Consider the following 15,368-nt stretch of genomic DNA (forward strand, 5'->3'; position numbering starts at 1 on the left):
GGCGCCTGACGGCCGCGTTACGCCATCTCGGTGGCGTGTTGATTCATGTTGGCGAACACGCTGCTGACGCGATCGAACAAATCCGTCACGTCTTCGAGACCGTCGTAGCAGCGCGTGACCAGCGTCGCCCGGAGGTTGATCACGACGCTGCCGCCGCATTCGAACCGGTGGCTGCTGATGGCCCGTCCCACCCGCTCGGCGATGTGCCGCATCTCCGTAGGCCCGGTGTTCGCGATGAGCACCAGGAACTCATCTCCGCCGTACCGGCAGGCCAACTCGTCGCGGCGCAGACAGTCCTTGATGAGCATGGCGGTGTCCTTCAGCACCCGGTCCCCCACGTCAAACCCGAAGGCCGAGTTGACGAAAGAGAAGTTGTGGAGATCGATGCACACCGCACCCCAGGTGCGGAATCCCCGCTGGAAGTCCTCCCGCACGCGCAGGGTGAGGAAATGGTACGTGTACAGGCCGGTCAGCTCGTCCACGAACAGCTGCGCCTCGTACTCCGGTCCATAGACGGCGACGCGGTTGCGGCCCCGCTGCTTCGCGCCCCAATACAGGGTGGAATCCGCCTTGGCCAAGAGGTCCCGGTCATTGTCGGCGTGCACCGGAAAGGTCGCCAGTCCGCAACTGACCGTGATGCCCTGCAGGTGGTACCCGTTGTACGCCACCACATGGCGGCTGGCCGCCTGGCGGATGGCCTCCAACCGCTCCAACGCGTCCTTCGTGCCCACGGGCAGGATGATGCCGAACTCCTCCCCGCCGTACCGGGCCACGACCGCGTCGGGACCCGCCAGTTCCTGCAACACGCCCGCCAGGGAACGCAACACCTGATCGCCCGCCAAGTGGCCGTACGTGTCATTAAACTTTTTGAAGTGATCGACATCGACAATCGCCACCGACAACTCCCTGTGCGCGGCGCTCGCCTCGCGCACCTGCTGCTCCAGCGCCCGGTAAAAGTACCGGTAGTTATACAGCCCCGTCGCCGCGTCCCGCCAGGACTGCTCCTGGAGCGACTGGTACAGTTTGGCGTTCTCCAGCAGCACGGCCACCTGCGCCGCCAGCGTCTCCAGATGCTGAGCCCGGTCGCGGCCGAACTGGTAGGGCCGTTCTCCGTAACAGACGATGGCGCCGTGCGCCTGTCCGTGCGCACGCATGGGGAAAACCGCCATGCTGCGGTACAGCACGCCCTTGCCGCCAAACCGCACCCGCGGGTCTTTCAGGGTGTTGGGAACATACGCCCAGCCCTCTCCGTCCAGGACGTGCCAAATGACGCCGCGTTCCTCCCGACGTAAGCCCTCCAACCGAAAATGCTCCGCCTGCGCGAGCGGATGGATGGCGTTCGGGACCAGGGTATCGCCATCCGGCCCGAGGGTCCACACCACGACGGCGTCGGCATAGGTGACCTGGCACGCGGTCTCCGCCGCCTCCTGGCAGATGCGATCCACGTCAAATTCACTCGCCAGCCGTGCCGTCGCCCCATGCACCCGCTGTAGTTCCGCCATCCGCCGGTACACGCGCAGCGTCTGGCCCACCAACGCGATGGGCAACGTGACGAGCGCCCCCAGGTACGGAAACGGCCCGCTGACGACGACCATCACGTAGGCGAGCGGCAGCGAGAGCATCACGTTGAATCCGTCGTGCCAGAGCAGCTCCAGCATCTCACCGACAGAGAATTTTCCGCGCAACGCCTGCAGAATGTTGACGAACAGGTGGTTGACCAGGAGGAACGCCGTGGCGCCCGCAACGGCTCCGAGGAGCACACCGATATCGGTCATCTGGAGGAGCTGGCCGCCCGTCACCCAGCCGTACACGCGCCACATCACCCAGGCGCTGAGCGCATATTGACCCGCGTTGAAGAGCCAGGTCGTCCACATCATGCGCCGGCGCGACAAAAGCTGGCCCAGGAGCTCGGCGCCCAGGATCAGACTCACCGCCGCACGCCCACCGTACAGGACCAACACGCCTAGTGGCACGACCAGCATGAGGCTGCCGAACGCCTTTCCGAGCGAGACGGGGATGGCTTCGAGGAACGACGCCACCAAGAGCAGAAGCACCGCCAGCGCCACGCGGTGCGGGTTTATCCCCGGAAAGGATGCGATGGCGACCGCCAGGCCGCCCGCGGCCACCAGGAGTTCGTATGCGGCCGCCTGATACACGCGGTTCCACTTCAAGTTGGTCACCCTCTTCCTCCCAGCGCGCGGGAGGGCGAAATCACGCAGCAGGTTGACCAAACCCCTGACTCGCGCATTTCATTCTCTCTGGATCTCGCGAGGTTCATAGCGCGTCCACAATGAGAATACGTATAGTATAAACCATTTCGACATCCGGAGGTGATTTCCGTGGACCTGACTGTGCGCCGCTCCATGCGCGCCCTGCGCCGGTTCCCCGTTCTGTACGGTCTGGCATGGAGCCTGTTTGTCGCCGCCGTGGGTACCCTGTTTCTGTCTCTGTGGGCCCACTTCGGCACCCTCAGTGCCAACCGCACGGTCCTCATGGCCTACATCGTCCACTGCCTGTCCATCCTGTGCGGCGCATTGGCCGCCAGCCGGGCGGCCGGGGAACGCGGATGGTACTATGGCGGACTCGTCGGACTGTCTTACGCCATCCTCATGATCCTCATCGGCGTCATCGTGTACAACACGTTTTCCTTGGACCCGAGCGGTCTTTTTCGCGTCCTCGTCATGGCCCTCATCGGCGCGTTCGGCGGAATCATTGGCATCAACACCACCCGCTGACCTCCCGGTCCCCGGATGACGCCACCTGGCCCTGGACGACCGGCCGAGGCACAGGAGAGGCGAGGGCGGTCTTCGCGCCCTCGCCTGTTTTCGCACCGCCTGCTTATGCGGGGTCGGCCTGCGGTGCGGGCTCCACGACGCGCAGGACGGCGCGGCTGTCGAGCTGAATGTCGACTCCGTCGGCGATATTGACCACCAGCACGTCGTCGTTCACCTGCACGACGCGGCCGAAGATGCCCGCTGTCGTCAAGATCTTCGCGCCAGGTCCCAGCTGTTTCATCATGTTCTGGCGCTGTTTCTGCTGCCTGCGCTGGGGCACAATCAGCAAGGCGTAGAAGACGACGAGCATCACGACCAGCAGGATGATGTTTTGTGTCAATCCAACCCTTCCTCTCCTATGTTTCCACTCTCATTATACCCATATGTATCGTAAAATTCCCGCTTGTACTCCGGAAATCTGCCCGCTTCGATGGCGCGGCGGATGCCCTCCATCAGCCGCAGCAGAAAGTACACATTGTGGTAGGTGGTCAAGCGGATCCCGAGCACTTCTCCGGCCTTGATGAGATGGCGGATGTACGCCCGTGAAAAGGTGCGGCAAACGCGGCAGTCGCACGCCTCGTCGAGCGGACGCGGGTCCCGCGCGTAGCGGGCGTTGCGGATGACCAACTTCCCGCGGCTGGTGAGCACGGTCCCGTTGCGGGCGATGCGCGTCGGAAGCACGCAGTCGAACATGTCGATGCCCCGTTCGACCCCTTCGAACAGGTCTTCCGGCGTGCCGACGCCCATGAGGTACCGCGGCTTGTCGGCGGGCAGGAGCGGCGTCGTGTAGGCCAACACTTCGTGCATCACCGGTTTCGGTTCCCCGACGCTCAGTCCGCCCACCGCGTATCCCGGCAAGTCCAGTTCCACGAGGGCCTCGACCGCCTGCCGGCGCAGATCCAGGTGTTCGCCCCCCTGGACGATGCCGAACAACGCTTGTTCCTCCGGCCGGGCGTGCGCGCGCTGGCATCGCCTGGCCCAGTCGAGCGTCCGCCGCAAGGAGGTTTCGAGGTACTCCCGGCTCGCCGGGTACGGCGGGCATTCGTCGAACGCCATGATGATGTCGGCGCCCAGCGCGTTTTCAATCTCCATCACGCGCTCCGGCGAGAAAAACCGCAAGCTTCCATCCAGATGGGAGCGGAACTGCACCCCTTCGTCCGTGATCTTGCGGAGATCGGCGAGGCTGAAGACCTGAAAGCCGCCGCTGTCCGTCAGGATGGCCCCCGGCCACTGCATGAAGGCATGCAGGCCGCCCATCTCCCGCACCATGTCCTCCCCCGGACGCAGGTGCAGGTGATACGTGTTCGACAGGATGATGCCGGCCCCCATCTCGGCCAACTCCCACGGGGCCATCGTCTTGACGGTCGCTTGCGTGCCCACCGGCATGAACACAGGCGTCTCCACCGTGCCGTGCGGGGTGTGCAGACGGCCCCGGCGTGCCAGGGTGCGCGGACAGCGGCGGATCAGTTCAAACCGTACCGGTTCCATTCGAATCCCCTCCCGCGGCCGCGACTTTGCCCTTCCCGTCGCCCGCCCAGACGCCGCGGACGATAAACATCGCGTCGCCAAAGCTGAAAAAGCGGTACCGTTCGGCGACCGCCGTCTCGTACACCCGCTTGGTGAAGTCCAACCCCATCATCGCCGCCACCAGCATCAGGAGGGTCGACTTCGGCAGGTGAAAATTCGTGATGAGCGCATCGATCACGCGAAATTGGTAACCCGGGTAGATGAAGATGGACGTATCGCCGCCCCCGGCCCGGATATCCCCGTCCTGTCCAGCGCTCTCCAGCGTGCGCAGCGCCGTCGTCCCGACCGCAATCACCCGTCGTCCCTCGCGCTTGGCCCGCCGCACCGCATCGGCCACCGAAGGGGGAACGTAGTACGCCTCGCTGTGCATACGGTGTTCTTCCACACGCTCGACCTTCACCGGCTTAAAGGTGCCGAGCCCGACGTGAAGGGTGACGAAATGCACCTCCACCCCCATCTCCCGGACCTCCTGCAGCAGGTCCTCCGTAAAGTGCAACCCCGCGGTCGGGGCCGCCACCGAGCCGGCGTGCTGGGCGTACACCGTCTGGTACCGGTTCGGATCCTTCAGTTTGGCGTGAATGTACGGGGGCAGCGGAACGTTCCCGACGCGCTGGAAAAACGCCTCGAGCGGTTCCTGGGCCGAAAAACGGAGGTGGCGGAGCCCCTCCTCACGGACCGCGGTCACGACGGCCGTCCCGCCCGACGGGCGCCACCCGTCCGCTTCCCCGGGAACGGGCTCCAGGATGTCCAGCGTCGTCCCCGCCTTCAGGCGCTTGGCGGGCCGGGCCAGGACTTCCCACTCGTCATCGGCGATGGCCTTCGAGAGCAAGAGCTCGATGCGCGCCCCTGTATCGGTCTTCACCGCCATGATGCGGGCCGGCAGCACTTTCGAATTGTTCAAGACCAGCACATCGCCCGGCACCAGGTGATCGCGAAGGTTTGCGAATCGCGTGTGGCGCACCGTCCGGGCCACCGGATCCACCACCATCAGGCGCGAGTCGGTCCGCCGTTCCAGCGGCGTCTGTGCAATCAGTTCCTCGGGCAACTCGTAATCGAAATCCTCGACGCGCAACCGATTCCCACCTTCCGTGCGACACGCATGCCTACCATTATAGGCCTGTACGGTCCAGGGTGCAAAAACGGCCGCCTCGCGGGCGGCCGTATCCTGGCTGCGTCTGAGATGCGTCTGACGAACCACCGGGAGACACCGCCGGGCACGCGTCTTGCGTCGCGTCCGTGCCGGCCGTGGTTCGTCCCCGCTCACCTTCGATCCGAATGGTTGTCCCAGCCGTGGCTGGAGACCGACAAGGGCCGATTGGTCGGGAATCCGTCCGCGCTCGACCCGTGGCGACCCGTGCCGTGCGGAGAACCGTGGCGCTTCCCGTCCGAATCCGCGTCGAACCCCTGGCGACCCGGGGTCTGCCCGGTCAGCCGGCCGATCACGCCATAGGCGACCGGGACCGTGATCACCCGATCGCCGATACGCACCTGGATCTCTCCGCGTCCCTCGAGGGAGCCGCCCACTCGCAGTCCGCCCCCGCCAGGGCCATCATTCCCGGAAGAACCGTTGCCGGAACCCGTCTTGCCCGACCCCTGTTTCCCGGACGACTTGCCCGGCGTTCCCCGGTCGGCGCCCCCGTTGCCATGTCCGTCGCCCTGCCGGCCGGGCGTCCCGTTGTTTCCTGTGGAACCGGCCCCCTGACCGCCGCCCGTCGCGTTCGTCGTTTGACCGGGTGCGGCCCCTGCGCCCGCCGAGCCTTTCTGCCGATTGGACGAAGCCGTCGGCCCGCCCGCAGGCAGGTGCAGGCTGTCGATGAACCGCTCGAGCTGCGTCATGTCCGCCGCGCTGAGCACCTGCAGCACCGGTGCCGCGGCGGGGTCCGACAGGACCCTCACCAAGGACGGGCCGGACAGGTCGTTGACGCTCTGTACATGGAAACCCTCTTTTTCCGCCACCAGATACGCCGCCAGCCGACCGGGCGAGATCTTAGCCGCGTCCGCGGCCTGCCAGATGGCCGGCGACAGCGTGATGGTGTACAGATGCGGGGCCTTCATCCCGGCAATCCCCAACTGCATCAGGGCGGATTCAGCCGCCTGCTGCACGCGCGTCAAATCCGCCGATCCCGCCGCCGGTGCAGCTGAGACCAGGATGGCGTCGTCGCTGCCGAGGGCGCGTACCGCTCCGGCCGCGTGGACGATCTCCTGCAGGGCCGCCCCCAGCGGTTCGCCTTGCAGGTGCAGCTCCGACAAGAGCGCCGCACCGTCCGGGTCGTTGCCGTGGGCCGAGAGGACGCGCAAATTTCGGTCCACCTCGAGGCACACGCTCGGGTTGACGTCCACCGCGACCGATGCGTAGGCCTGCGCGGGGCGCGTCACGCAGATCCCGAACCAGACGCCCGCTGCGGCGACGAGGCTGGCGGCCATGCCGGCGAGGCTCAACCGGCCCCACGGCGCACGAAACCATCCGCCCCCTCGAAGCCGGCCGAAACGCCCCGAAATCGCCGGGGCCTCCCACGCCACCTCCACCCCCACAAGCATCTCGGCGGTACGCGGAATGCGGCAAAACTCCCCGTCCCGGCTGAGAACAATGGCAGAATCAGGATGGAGTTCCAGGACGATGCCATGCCTTCTCACGTTCCGCCCTCCTCTCTATTTACGAGATGTATGAACGCAGGTGGTGAAAGTCGCCGTTGAGCAGCACCACGACCGCCAGGATGTACTTGCGCTGGCGCTCCATCGTCTTGCGCGACACCTGCACGCGCTCTTCCAGCAACTTGAGCGGCAGGGACTTGCGCTCCTGCACATAGCGCAGCAACTCTTCATCGGCGACGACCGCCTTCGCGACCGCGATCGCGTTGGCGCGCGCGTCCGCGTGCTTCGGCGAGACCTCCACGAGCTCCGCGAACGACAGGCCGTAATCGGACAACGCCCGCGCATACTCCAGGATCTCGGCCTGGCGCTCGGCGCGCTCCTCGGCTTCCCCGTGCGCCTCGACGGAGGTCTTGACTTCCACGTAATTGACGACGTTGTCTTCCTCATCCGTCACGTCGAACTCCGTCCACGGGACCGCCTTGGCCTGCGCCCGCTGGGCGCGGAAGTGGTCAATCAGGCGCCGGCGGATGATGGTCTCGGCGAAGCCGAGGAAGTTCACCTTGCGAGCGGGATCGAACCGGTCAATCGCCTCGTTCATCGCCATCAGGGCGACGCTGTACTCATCGTCCCGCTCGCGGTCGATGTACCGGCGAGCGGCCTGGGAAGCGACTTTCAGAATGAACGGGGTGTACTGTGCGATGATGGCGTTGCGCGCGTCCGCGTCCCCCGCCTGGGCGAGGGCCAGCAACGAGTCGAGCTGGCTTTTGTCTTCGGACTTCCTGCCGAACAGCAGTCCTCGCAAACTCGCCACCTCACTCTACAGATTCGCGGTCGCGCACCGCGTTATAGGGGCCGCTCGGGCTCCAGGTGGTCCGGTACCGGCACACCCAGGTGTCTGTACGCCGCCGCGGTGGCGACGCGCCCGCGCGGCGTCCGTTGGATGAGCCCCATCTGAATCAGATACGGCTCATACACATCCTCGATGGTTCCTGCCTCCTCGCCGACTGCTGCCGCCAGCGTATCGAGCCCCACCGGGCCGCCGGCGAATTTGTGAATGAGGGTCTGCAGCACCTTGTCGTCCAGTTCGTCCAATCCCAGTTCGTCTACCTGCAATTTCGCGAGCGCCGCTTGCGCCAGCCCCTTCGTCAACACGGGCGCCTGAGCGACCTGCGCGAAGTCGCGCACCCGCTTGAGCAGCCGGTTGGCGACGCGGGGCGTCCCGCGTGAACGGCGGGCGATCTCCTCGGCCGCGTCGTCATCCACCGGCACGCGCAGGATGTCCGCCGTCCTGCGGATGATGCGCGCCAGGTCCGCCACCGGGTAGTAGTCGAGGTGAATGATGACCCCGAAACGATCCCGCAGCGGCGAAGACAAAAGTCCCGCCCGCGTCGTCGCTCCGATGAGCGTGAACCCCGGCAAGTCCAACCGGACCGAACGCGCCGCCGGACCTTTGCCGATGACGATGTCCAGCGCGAAATCCTCCATCGCCGGGTACAGGACTTCCTCCACCGCTCGTGGAAGACGGTGGATCTCGTCGATAAACAGCACATCGCCCGCCTGCAGGTTGGTGAGCAGCGCGGCCAAATCCCCCGGCCGCTCGATGGCGGGCCCCGATGTGATGCGAATATTCACACCCAATTCGTTGGCGATGACCATCGACAGCGACGTCTTGCCAAGCCCGGGGGGGCCGTACAGCAGGACGTGATCCAAGGGCTCGGACCGCTCCTTGGCCGCCTGGATGAACACCCGCAGATTCTCCTTGACGCCGCTCTGGCCAATGTAGTCATCCAAAAACCTGGGCCGCAGGGAGTCAAACGCCAGATCCTCCCTGCTCCAATCGGACGAAATCAACCGTTCCGACATCTCTCTCCTCCCGTCGCCACTGCCACGCGAGGCTCCCGGGAGCCGGCATCACGGAGCCAGTTGGCGCAGGCACCAGCGCAACACGTCCTCCACCCCGGCTTCGGGATGGGCGCGGAGGGTCTCCTGCACCACAGCGGCGGCTTGCCTCTCATTATAGCCCAGGGTCACCAGGGCCTCAATGACGTCGGCCGCCACCCCGGATCCCGCCGCCTCCGCCGGCCGGGAGGCCATCGGTTTCGCAGTGGGCTGAATCCGCCCCTGCAGCGGGCCGATTTTGTCCTTCAATTCGACCACCAGACGTTGAGCCGTCTTTCGCCCCACGCCGGGGAGCGTGCACAAAAAGCCGACGTCCTCGTCGGCGATGGCCTGCGCGAACGCCGCCGGCTCCGTGGCCGACAGGATCTGCATCGCCCCTTTCGGGCCCACCCCGGAGACCCCCATGAGCAGCTCGAACCAGTCCCGCTCCTCCGGGCTCAGAAACCCGTACAGGCTCCACTCGTCTTCCCGAACGCGGTGGTGAGTGTACAGGAGTACCTCCTGTCCCACCGACAGGTTCGCGGCGCAGCGCTCCGTCACAAACACCCGGTAGCCGACGCCGCCGACGTCGACCACAGCCATCCCGGGCCCCGTCTGATGGATGCATCCGCGGACGAACGCAATCACGCCCGCACCGTCCCTTCTCCGCCTGCGCCTTCCGCCAACCGGCGAAACGGGCCCGCGTGGGCGTGCGCAATGGCCACCGCCAGGGCATCGGCGGTGTCATCCGGGCTCGGCCGCGCAGGCAGTTGCAACAGGAGCCGCACCATCTCCTGGACCTGGCTTTTGTCCGCCTTGCCGTACCCGGAGACGGCCTGCTTCACCTGCATCGGCGTGTATTCCGCCAAATCCAGGCCCGCCTGGACCGCCGCCAGGATGGCCACCCCCCGCGCCTGGCCGACGGCGAAAGCGGTCGTCGTGTTCCGGTAAAAAAACAGCTGTTCGACCGCCACCGTGTCCGGCCGGTGCCGCGCGATGACCTCCCTGACCTCGTCGTACACCTGCTGCAGCCGCCGCGGCAGCGGCGTGTGCGCCGGCGTTTCAATGCAGCCGTAACCCACCGCCCGCAGGCGCGTCCCGTCGCTGTCGACCACCCCGTAGCCGGTCCGGGCCAGTCCCGGATCGATGCCGAGGATGCGAATCTTCGTCATAGAAAAACCTCCCCGCGACAGTTTCGCTGTGCGGGGGCTCGATTCCTATCAAAGAAATTTTCGTCTTTGTGCGGGTGGGGCGCGCCACTCCGCTTGTGCTTCGTACGTGCTCCGCGCAGCTGCGTCACACCGATTCGACGCCGGGGCTCCGCGGAGCGGGGACGTGGCGGACGTAGACCGGCATCTGGACAAACCACATCAGCCCGGGGTCCAACTGCCACGCGGGGTGCTCCGCTGCAAACCCCACGATGGCGTCGCCGCGCACGTGGTGCACCTGCCACTGCCCCCGGCCGTCCGGGTACAGCGTCACGAAGGCGGCGCGGTCCGCCCCGGGGGCCTCCGCCGCCCATACGGGGAGTGCCTCATCCAGGCCGAAGTCCGTCACCGCGGGAGCGTCCGCATAGGCGGCGGGCGCCGTCAACCCCGTCGCGGCCCAGACGGCGGCCACCGCCGCAGCAGCGCACGCCGCCGACCTGGGCCATCCACTTCTCCGTCGTGCCCGGGCCCCCTCCCACGCCAGGTGCGCGCAGGTCTCTGCCCAGGGGATTCGCGAAGACATGGGATCCACCTCACCGGTTGCTGTGTTGAGATTAGCCTGTCACCCGCCACCATGGTCCATACACCCCAGCCATGAAAAAACGGCCGGGCATATTCGCTCCGGCCACACCCGCCCGGCACCCGCCTCAGGCTTCCGCCGCCTCCACGTTGGCGTACACGTTCTGCACGTCGTCGTGCGCCTCCAGGGCGTCAATCAGGTCCAACACCTGATCCAACGCGTCGCCCGCAAGCGGTACCGTGGTCTGGGGTTCGTATGTCAACTCCGCGTCCGCAATGGGGACCCCGGCATTCTCCAAGGCCGTCCGCACCGCATTGAACGCCTCCACGCTGGTGACGATGATGAACGCGTCCTCCTCTTCCCGCAGGTCCTCCGCGCCCGCGTCGAGCGCCAGCATCATCAGGTCGTCCACCGTCCCCCGGTAGTCCCCGCGGTGAACGGTGATCTGACCTTCCCGCTTGAACATCCACGCCACGCATCCGCTCTCGCCCAGGTTGCCGCCGCGCTTCGTGAAGATGTGTCGGATATCCGCCGCCGTCCGGTTGCGGTTGTCCGTGACGATATCCATCATGATGGCCACGCCGTGGGGCCCGTAGCCTTCGTACATCAATTCTTCATACGTGACCCCTTGAATGCCGCCCGTGGCCTTGGCGATGGTGCGCGCGATGTTGTCCGTGGGCATGTTGTTCTGCCGGGCGCGCTCGATGGCCGTCTTGAGGCGGAAATTGGTCTCCGGATTTCCGCCTCCCTCCTTGGCCGCCAGGTAGATGTCGCGCGACAGTTTCGTGAACAGCTGGCCGCGCACGGCGTCCTGCTTCCCTTTGCGCCGCTGGATATTGTGCCATTTCGAGTGCCCTGCCACCGTGATTCCTCCTCCCATTTCCGCACTGCGCCGGCGGGACTCACAGCCCCCAGTCGCGCAGGTAGCGAAAGTCGACGCCGACGGTCCGCCCGGACAGTTTGGCGATGATGGGCGGTTTGCGCTTGTACTGGTTTCGCCGAACGCGCCCCGCCAGCAGCCGGACGAACCGCTCGTCATAGCCGCGCGCAGCGATCTCCTCGACGGACAGGCGCAGATCCACCAATTGGTACAGCACCTCGTCCGCCTCGTCATAGCCAAATCCGAGCTCCCGCTCGTCCGTCTGATCTTCCCACAGGTCCGCACTGGGCGCCTTGTTCAGAATGCTCGGCGGCACGCCGACCGCGGCCGCCAACTGGCGGACCTGGTATTTGTACAGGTCGCCGATGGGGTTGAGCGCACTGGCCATATCCCCGAACTGCGTGCCATACCCCAACAGCAGTTCCGTCTTGTTGCTCGTCCCGAGCACGAGCGCCCCGAAGTGGGCGGACAGGTCGAACAAGGTGGCCATCCGTTCCCGGGCCATGCGATTGCCGCGGCGCAAGGGCGGCGCCGGCTCGCCGAGCAGCGCGTCCATCTGTTCGAAGTACGCGTCCACCGCGGGTGTGATTGGCACCGTCAGCGCCGGCAGGCCGAGATCGTCCACCACCCGCCGGGCATCCTCCAGGCTGGCGGGGCTGCTGGTCCGGTACGGCATCATGACCGCCTGGACGCGCTCCGGCCCGAGGGCGCGGGCCGCCAGGTAGGCCGCCAACGCCGAGTCGATCCCGCCGGACAACCCGAGAATCACCCGCTGGAAACCGGCTTTCTCCACCTCTTCGCGGATGAATGCGGTGAGGACCCGCGCCGCCAAGTCCGTGTTCAAACGCAGCCGCCGTTCAATCTCCGGCCTCATCCGCGCCACCCCCCGTCGACGAGCCGCCCCAGTGCGCGCCACACCAGGTCCGCCCGTTCATCCCGCAGCATCGGCGTCCCGTACCGGGCGCGCCGGATGACACCGGGATCGATCTCTGCCGTGTACAACCCCTCTTCGATGGACGGGGCCTCGTATACCCACTCCCCCAGCGGGGACACGACCCCCGACCCGCCGAAGAAGCTGACACCGTCCTCGAACCCGACCCGGTTGACGAACACGATGTACACCCCGAACAATTGCGCGTACACCTGCAACAGCTGGCGCCAGAACGCTTGCGATCCGAAGTCCCCCTGCTCCATGACGTTGCGCGCAGGGCTGGCGGAGGGCAGCACCAGGCAAGTGGCTCCGCCGAGCGCCAGCAGATAGGGGCTGGAGACGTGCCAGGCGTCTTCGCAGATGAGCATTCCGGTCTGTCCGAGGCGGCTCTGGAAGGTGTGAAATCCGCTTCCGGCGGCCAGATAGCGTCCTTCGTCAAACATGCCGTACGTCGGCAGATAGACTTTGCGGTGCACCGCCCGAATGTCACCGCCGGACGCGTACACGCTGGCGATGTGGAACAGATGCGCCTCCGATTCCTCGACAAAGCTGAACACCACGTCAATCCCGCGGCTCTCGCGGACCAGGCGGGTGATGTCCGGGTGCGACAGAGGCCGGGCGACCTCGAGCGTCAAGTCCATCACCTGGTACCCGGTCAGGCCGAGCTCCGGGAACACGACGACATCCGCCCCCCGACGTCGGGCTTCCTCCATCCATTCGAGGTGCTTGTCCACGTTCTTTCCGACGTCCCCGAGGACGGGGCGCACCTGGCCCAGGGCCACCTGGATGCGCTGCGTCACGCTGTCACGCTCCTTGTAAAGACCGCCGCGGCCGGCGGTGCGTTGTCCGCCTTTCAGTATACTCCCGCACCCGGGCAACGCAACCGCCCTGTCCCCCTACACCGGCAGCCCCCGCACGGCCTCGGACCAAGCCTTGAGATGCTCCGCCTGCCTTCTCGCGGCGTGCACCAACCGCCACGTCGGCCGCGCGTCCCTGCCGTCGGCGCCCGTTCGCGCCCATTCGGCGACGGCGCGGGCCAGGAGATCGGGAAACCCGAGCACCCGCCAGAGCGCCTGCTCCCCGGTCGGTGACAGCGGATGGACCCGTGCGTACACGTCCACCAGTTCGGCGAAATGGCCCCGGAGGGGGGCGCCCAGGAAGATGGCGTGGTTGGACACCTGCATCACGTCGACCAGCGGATCGTCCACTCCCGCCAGGTCGAAGTCGATGACGGCCAGCGGCCCGTCCCCTTGCCAAAGCAGATTGTGCGGCGCGACGTCCCGGTGGCAGAACGTCATCCGTTCCCATGGCCGATTCCCCGCGCTGGATCCCGCCGGGAGCACCGCAGTCAGAGCCAGCTCGGCGGCACGGCGGACCTCCTCGTGCAGGCCGCGGAGCGCCGGGACACACGCTTCCGCCTGCGGCCACAGCGTCTCCAGCAACCGGCGCTTGAACCACAGTTTTTGATACAGGGTGCCGCGGTACAGCGCCGGGTCCGCGCAGACCCAGGCCCCCCGCGCGGCGTGGTGCATGGCGGCCAGCGTGGCGACGGCCGAGAGCCGTTCCTGGCGCTGGGTGTAATCGGCGTGCCGGCCGGGCAGCCACGGCTGCAGGTGCCCGGTCTCGCCGCCCCCGAGCCGCGTGAGGTACACGCCTGCCCGGTTGGGGACCGGTCCGGCAAACGGGATGCCGAACGGCGCCAGACAGGCCGAGACGGCGGCCATCGCCCGCAACCGTGGCTCCTGCGACCGGCCTGCCGACCGCTTCCACACCCATCGCCGCCCGCGGGTGTCGACCAACCCGGTGACCGTCTTCATCCGCACCACCGCGTCCACTTTCAGTCCGTAGGCCCGCCGAAGATCCGCCAGCCAGTCCGTGGCCGCCCGGTCAGGCGCGCGACGCTGCGGGACCATCGTCATTCCACTCCGGGTACACATCTCGCCACACCCCGGTGCTTCCATCCGCCGCCTCAACGGCGTCACTCGCCTCCCCGCCGGAACGGACGCGGGGCACGCTGGAACTCCAAGACACCCAGGAGGAGCTCTCCTCCCAGTCCACGTACCAGGTCAACGGAGTCGGCCAGGGGCTCACCGGCCAATAGCCGTACCCTGGGTGGACGCCGCAAGGCACGGCGTAGGGGAGCGTCGGGTAGACGCCAGGGTGCCGGTAGAGGTGAGCCCACACCGGCCGCCCCAACGCGCCCATCGCGCGGTACGGATAATGGGTGTGCGGTCCAGGCAACTCCGATATCCCGGGCACGTAAGGCATCCCGGGAGCCGGTGCAGGCGTGAACGGCATCCCCGGCACCGCATACGGCACCCCGGATGGCACGGAAGGCGTTCCCGGTGCGCCCGGCGGCATCGGCCCGGCGGGCGGCATCGGGGTCTGGGCGGGAGCGAACCCGGGCGCCGCCACCGGTTGGAGTCCCTGCGCGGCAATCGCTCCCCCGAGGCCCGGCACGTAGACGACATCCCCTTCCTGAAGGGCCTGCCCCAAGGTCGGATTCAGCCTGCGCAACTGATCGACCGACACCCCGTACTGCTGCGCGATGCGTTCCCATGTCTCTCCAGGCTGCACCACGTGCGGCCACACGAATCCAAAATATGGGGGCGTCTGTGCGCCCGGCTGCGCCACCGGGCTCCCCGCCGGCTCCGGTGCGGTGTGCGCCGCGCCCGGCCCGTGCCCGGGTCCAGGCCCCGCCGGGGCACCGCCAGGCGGCCCCGCGGGAGGTCCTCCCGGCGCTTTCGCAGGGATCGTCGGCAGCGCCGGTTTTTCCAGTTCCGGGATGTAGATCACCTGGCCCGGCTGCAGGCGGTTTGGATCGGTGATCTGTGGATTGGCGGCCATCAGCAGGCTCAGGCGCAAACCGTGCGCCTTGCTGATGCTCCCCATGGTGTCACCCTTTTTAACCACGTATTTTTTCATGCGTCGACCTCCTCTTGGCGCCGGCCCATCTCACGCTCGACGCTGCCAGTATATGCGGGCGCCCAACGCGTGCCCTCCGGCCCGAAAAATTGGGCATGGAAAAGGCCGCCTCCGCTGCTGCGCGGAAAGCGGC

General features: G+C 66.8%; 16 protein-coding genes. 1 reads left to right on the forward strand and 15 read right to left on the reverse strand.

Features of this window, described 5'->3' with window-relative positions:
- Positions 1 to 17: 17 nt before the first annotated feature.
- Positions 18 to 2,180, reverse strand: coding sequence for a sensor domain-containing diguanylate cyclase (locus BM357_RS08575; RefSeq protein WP_074951693.1), 2,163 nt, complete (start codon positions 2,178 to 2,180; stop codon positions 18 to 20).
- Positions 2,181 to 2,339: 159 nt separating this feature from the next.
- On the opposite strand from BM357_RS08575, the gene BM357_RS08580 reads away from it, so the two are divergent.
- Positions 2,340 to 2,735 carry a TIGR04086 family membrane protein gene (locus BM357_RS08580; RefSeq protein WP_245783908.1) on the forward strand — a complete coding sequence of 132 codons (396 nt, stop codon included), beginning with the start codon at positions 2,340 to 2,342 and terminating at the stop codon, positions 2,733 to 2,735.
- A 103-nt stretch (positions 2,736 to 2,838) separates the two neighbouring features.
- Here the strand turns inward: BM357_RS08580 and yajC are convergent, their stop codons facing one another.
- From yajC to BM357_RS20480, 14 genes are all read right to left on the reverse strand, one after another.
- Positions 2,839 to 3,114: a preprotein translocase subunit YajC gene (yajC, locus tag BM357_RS08585; RefSeq protein WP_074951697.1), complete on the reverse strand. Its 276-nt coding sequence runs from the start codon at positions 3,112 to 3,114 to the stop codon at positions 2,839 to 2,841.
- Positions 3,111 to 4,262: a tRNA guanosine(34) transglycosylase Tgt gene (tgt, locus tag BM357_RS08590; RefSeq protein WP_074951700.1), complete on the reverse strand. Its 1,152-nt coding sequence runs from the start codon at positions 4,260 to 4,262 to the stop codon at positions 3,111 to 3,113. Before tgt ends, yajC begins: the two co-directional genes overlap by 4 nt.
- A complete protein-coding gene (gene queA / locus BM357_RS08595; RefSeq protein WP_074951703.1) occupies positions 4,243 to 5,373 on the reverse strand; it encodes a tRNA preQ1(34) S-adenosylmethionine ribosyltransferase-isomerase QueA in 1,131 nt (376 codons plus the stop codon). The genes tgt and queA overlap by 20 nt, the downstream gene beginning before the upstream one ends.
- Positions 5,374 to 5,561: 188 nt before the next feature.
- The gene (locus tag BM357_RS08600) at positions 5,562 to 6,935 is read right to left on the reverse strand and encodes an anti-sigma factor domain-containing protein (protein WP_074951706.1); all 1,374 of its coding nucleotides are present in this window, start codon (positions 6,933 to 6,935) and stop codon (positions 5,562 to 5,564) included.
- A 19-nt stretch (positions 6,936 to 6,954) separates the two neighbouring features.
- Complete coding sequence (gene sigI / locus BM357_RS08605) at positions 6,955 to 7,695, reverse strand: RNA polymerase sigma factor SigI (protein WP_074951709.1); 741 nt, start codon at positions 7,693 to 7,695, stop codon at positions 6,955 to 6,957.
- A gap of 41 nt (positions 7,696 to 7,736) precedes the next feature.
- Entirely contained in the window at positions 7,737 to 8,756 is a 1,020-nt protein-coding gene (gene ruvB, locus BM357_RS08610; protein ID WP_074951712.1) for a Holliday junction branch migration DNA helicase RuvB, read from the reverse strand.
- A gap of 48 nt (positions 8,757 to 8,804) precedes the next feature.
- Positions 8,805 to 9,419, reverse strand: a complete 615-nt coding sequence (gene ruvA / locus BM357_RS08615; protein WP_074951715.1) for a Holliday junction branch migration protein RuvA — start codon at positions 9,417 to 9,419, stop codon at positions 8,805 to 8,807.
- Entirely contained in the window at positions 9,416 to 9,934 is a 519-nt protein-coding gene (gene ruvC / locus BM357_RS08620; protein ID WP_074951940.1) for a crossover junction endodeoxyribonuclease RuvC, read from the reverse strand. The genes ruvA and ruvC overlap by 4 nt, the downstream gene beginning before the upstream one ends.
- A gap of 133 nt (positions 9,935 to 10,067) precedes the next feature.
- Positions 10,068 to 10,502 carry a hypothetical protein gene (locus BM357_RS19265; RefSeq protein WP_139234635.1) on the reverse strand — a complete coding sequence of 145 codons (435 nt, stop codon included), beginning with the start codon at positions 10,500 to 10,502 and terminating at the stop codon, positions 10,068 to 10,070.
- A gap of 124 nt (positions 10,503 to 10,626) precedes the next feature.
- A complete protein-coding gene (locus tag BM357_RS08630; RefSeq protein ID WP_074951720.1) occupies positions 10,627 to 11,361 on the reverse strand; it encodes a YebC/PmpR family DNA-binding transcriptional regulator in 735 nt (244 codons plus the stop codon).
- 40 nt (positions 11,362 to 11,401) lie between these two features.
- Entirely contained in the window at positions 11,402 to 12,253 is an 852-nt protein-coding gene (locus BM357_RS08635) for an NAD+ synthase (protein ID WP_074951723.1), read from the reverse strand.
- A complete protein-coding gene (locus BM357_RS08640; protein ID WP_083430324.1) occupies positions 12,250 to 13,110 on the reverse strand; it encodes a nitrilase-related carbon-nitrogen hydrolase in 861 nt (286 codons plus the stop codon). The genes BM357_RS08635 and BM357_RS08640 overlap by 4 nt, the downstream gene beginning before the upstream one ends.
- 96 nt (positions 13,111 to 13,206) lie before the next feature.
- Entirely contained in the window at positions 13,207 to 14,223 is a 1,017-nt protein-coding gene (locus tag BM357_RS08645; protein WP_074951726.1) for a phosphotransferase, read from the reverse strand.
- On the reverse strand, positions 14,198 to 15,235 hold the full coding sequence (locus tag BM357_RS20480; protein WP_074951729.1) for a LysM peptidoglycan-binding domain-containing protein: 1,038 nt from the start codon (positions 15,233 to 15,235) through the stop codon (positions 14,198 to 14,200). Before BM357_RS20480 ends, BM357_RS08645 begins: the two co-directional genes overlap by 26 nt.
- Between the last annotated feature and the right edge of the window lie 133 nt (positions 15,236 to 15,368).

It is taken from the genome of Paenalicyclobacillus macrosporangiidus (assembly GCF_900116805.1).
GTDB lineage: Bacteria > Bacillota > Bacilli > Alicyclobacillales > Alicyclobacillaceae > Alicyclobacillus_H > Alicyclobacillus_H macrosporangiidus.

What these genes read in the sequence shown, in the direction of transcription:
- ruvB (WP_074951712.1), bottom strand. Translation starts at nt 8,756, where the DNA reads ATGTCGGAACGGTTGATTTCGTCCGATTGGAGCAGGGAGGATCTGGCG.
- BM357_RS20480 (WP_074951729.1), bottom strand. Translation starts at nt 15,235, where the DNA reads ATGAAAAAATACGTGGTTAAAAAGGGTGACACCATGGGGAGCATCAGC.
- BM357_RS08635 (WP_074951723.1), bottom strand. Translation starts at nt 12,253, where the DNA reads ATGAGGCCGGAGATTGAACGGCGGCTGCGTTTGAACACGGACTTGGCG.
- BM357_RS08645 (WP_074951726.1), bottom strand. Translation starts at nt 14,223, where the DNA reads ATGGTCCCGCAGCGTCGCGCGCCTGACCGGGCGGCCACGGACTGGCTG.
- tgt (WP_074951700.1), bottom strand. Translation starts at nt 4,262, where the DNA reads ATGGAACCGGTACGGTTTGAACTGATCCGCCGCTGTCCGCGCACCCTG.
- BM357_RS19265 (WP_139234635.1), bottom strand. Translation starts at nt 10,502, where the DNA reads ATGTCTTCGCGAATCCCCTGGGCAGAGACCTGCGCGCACCTGGCGTGG.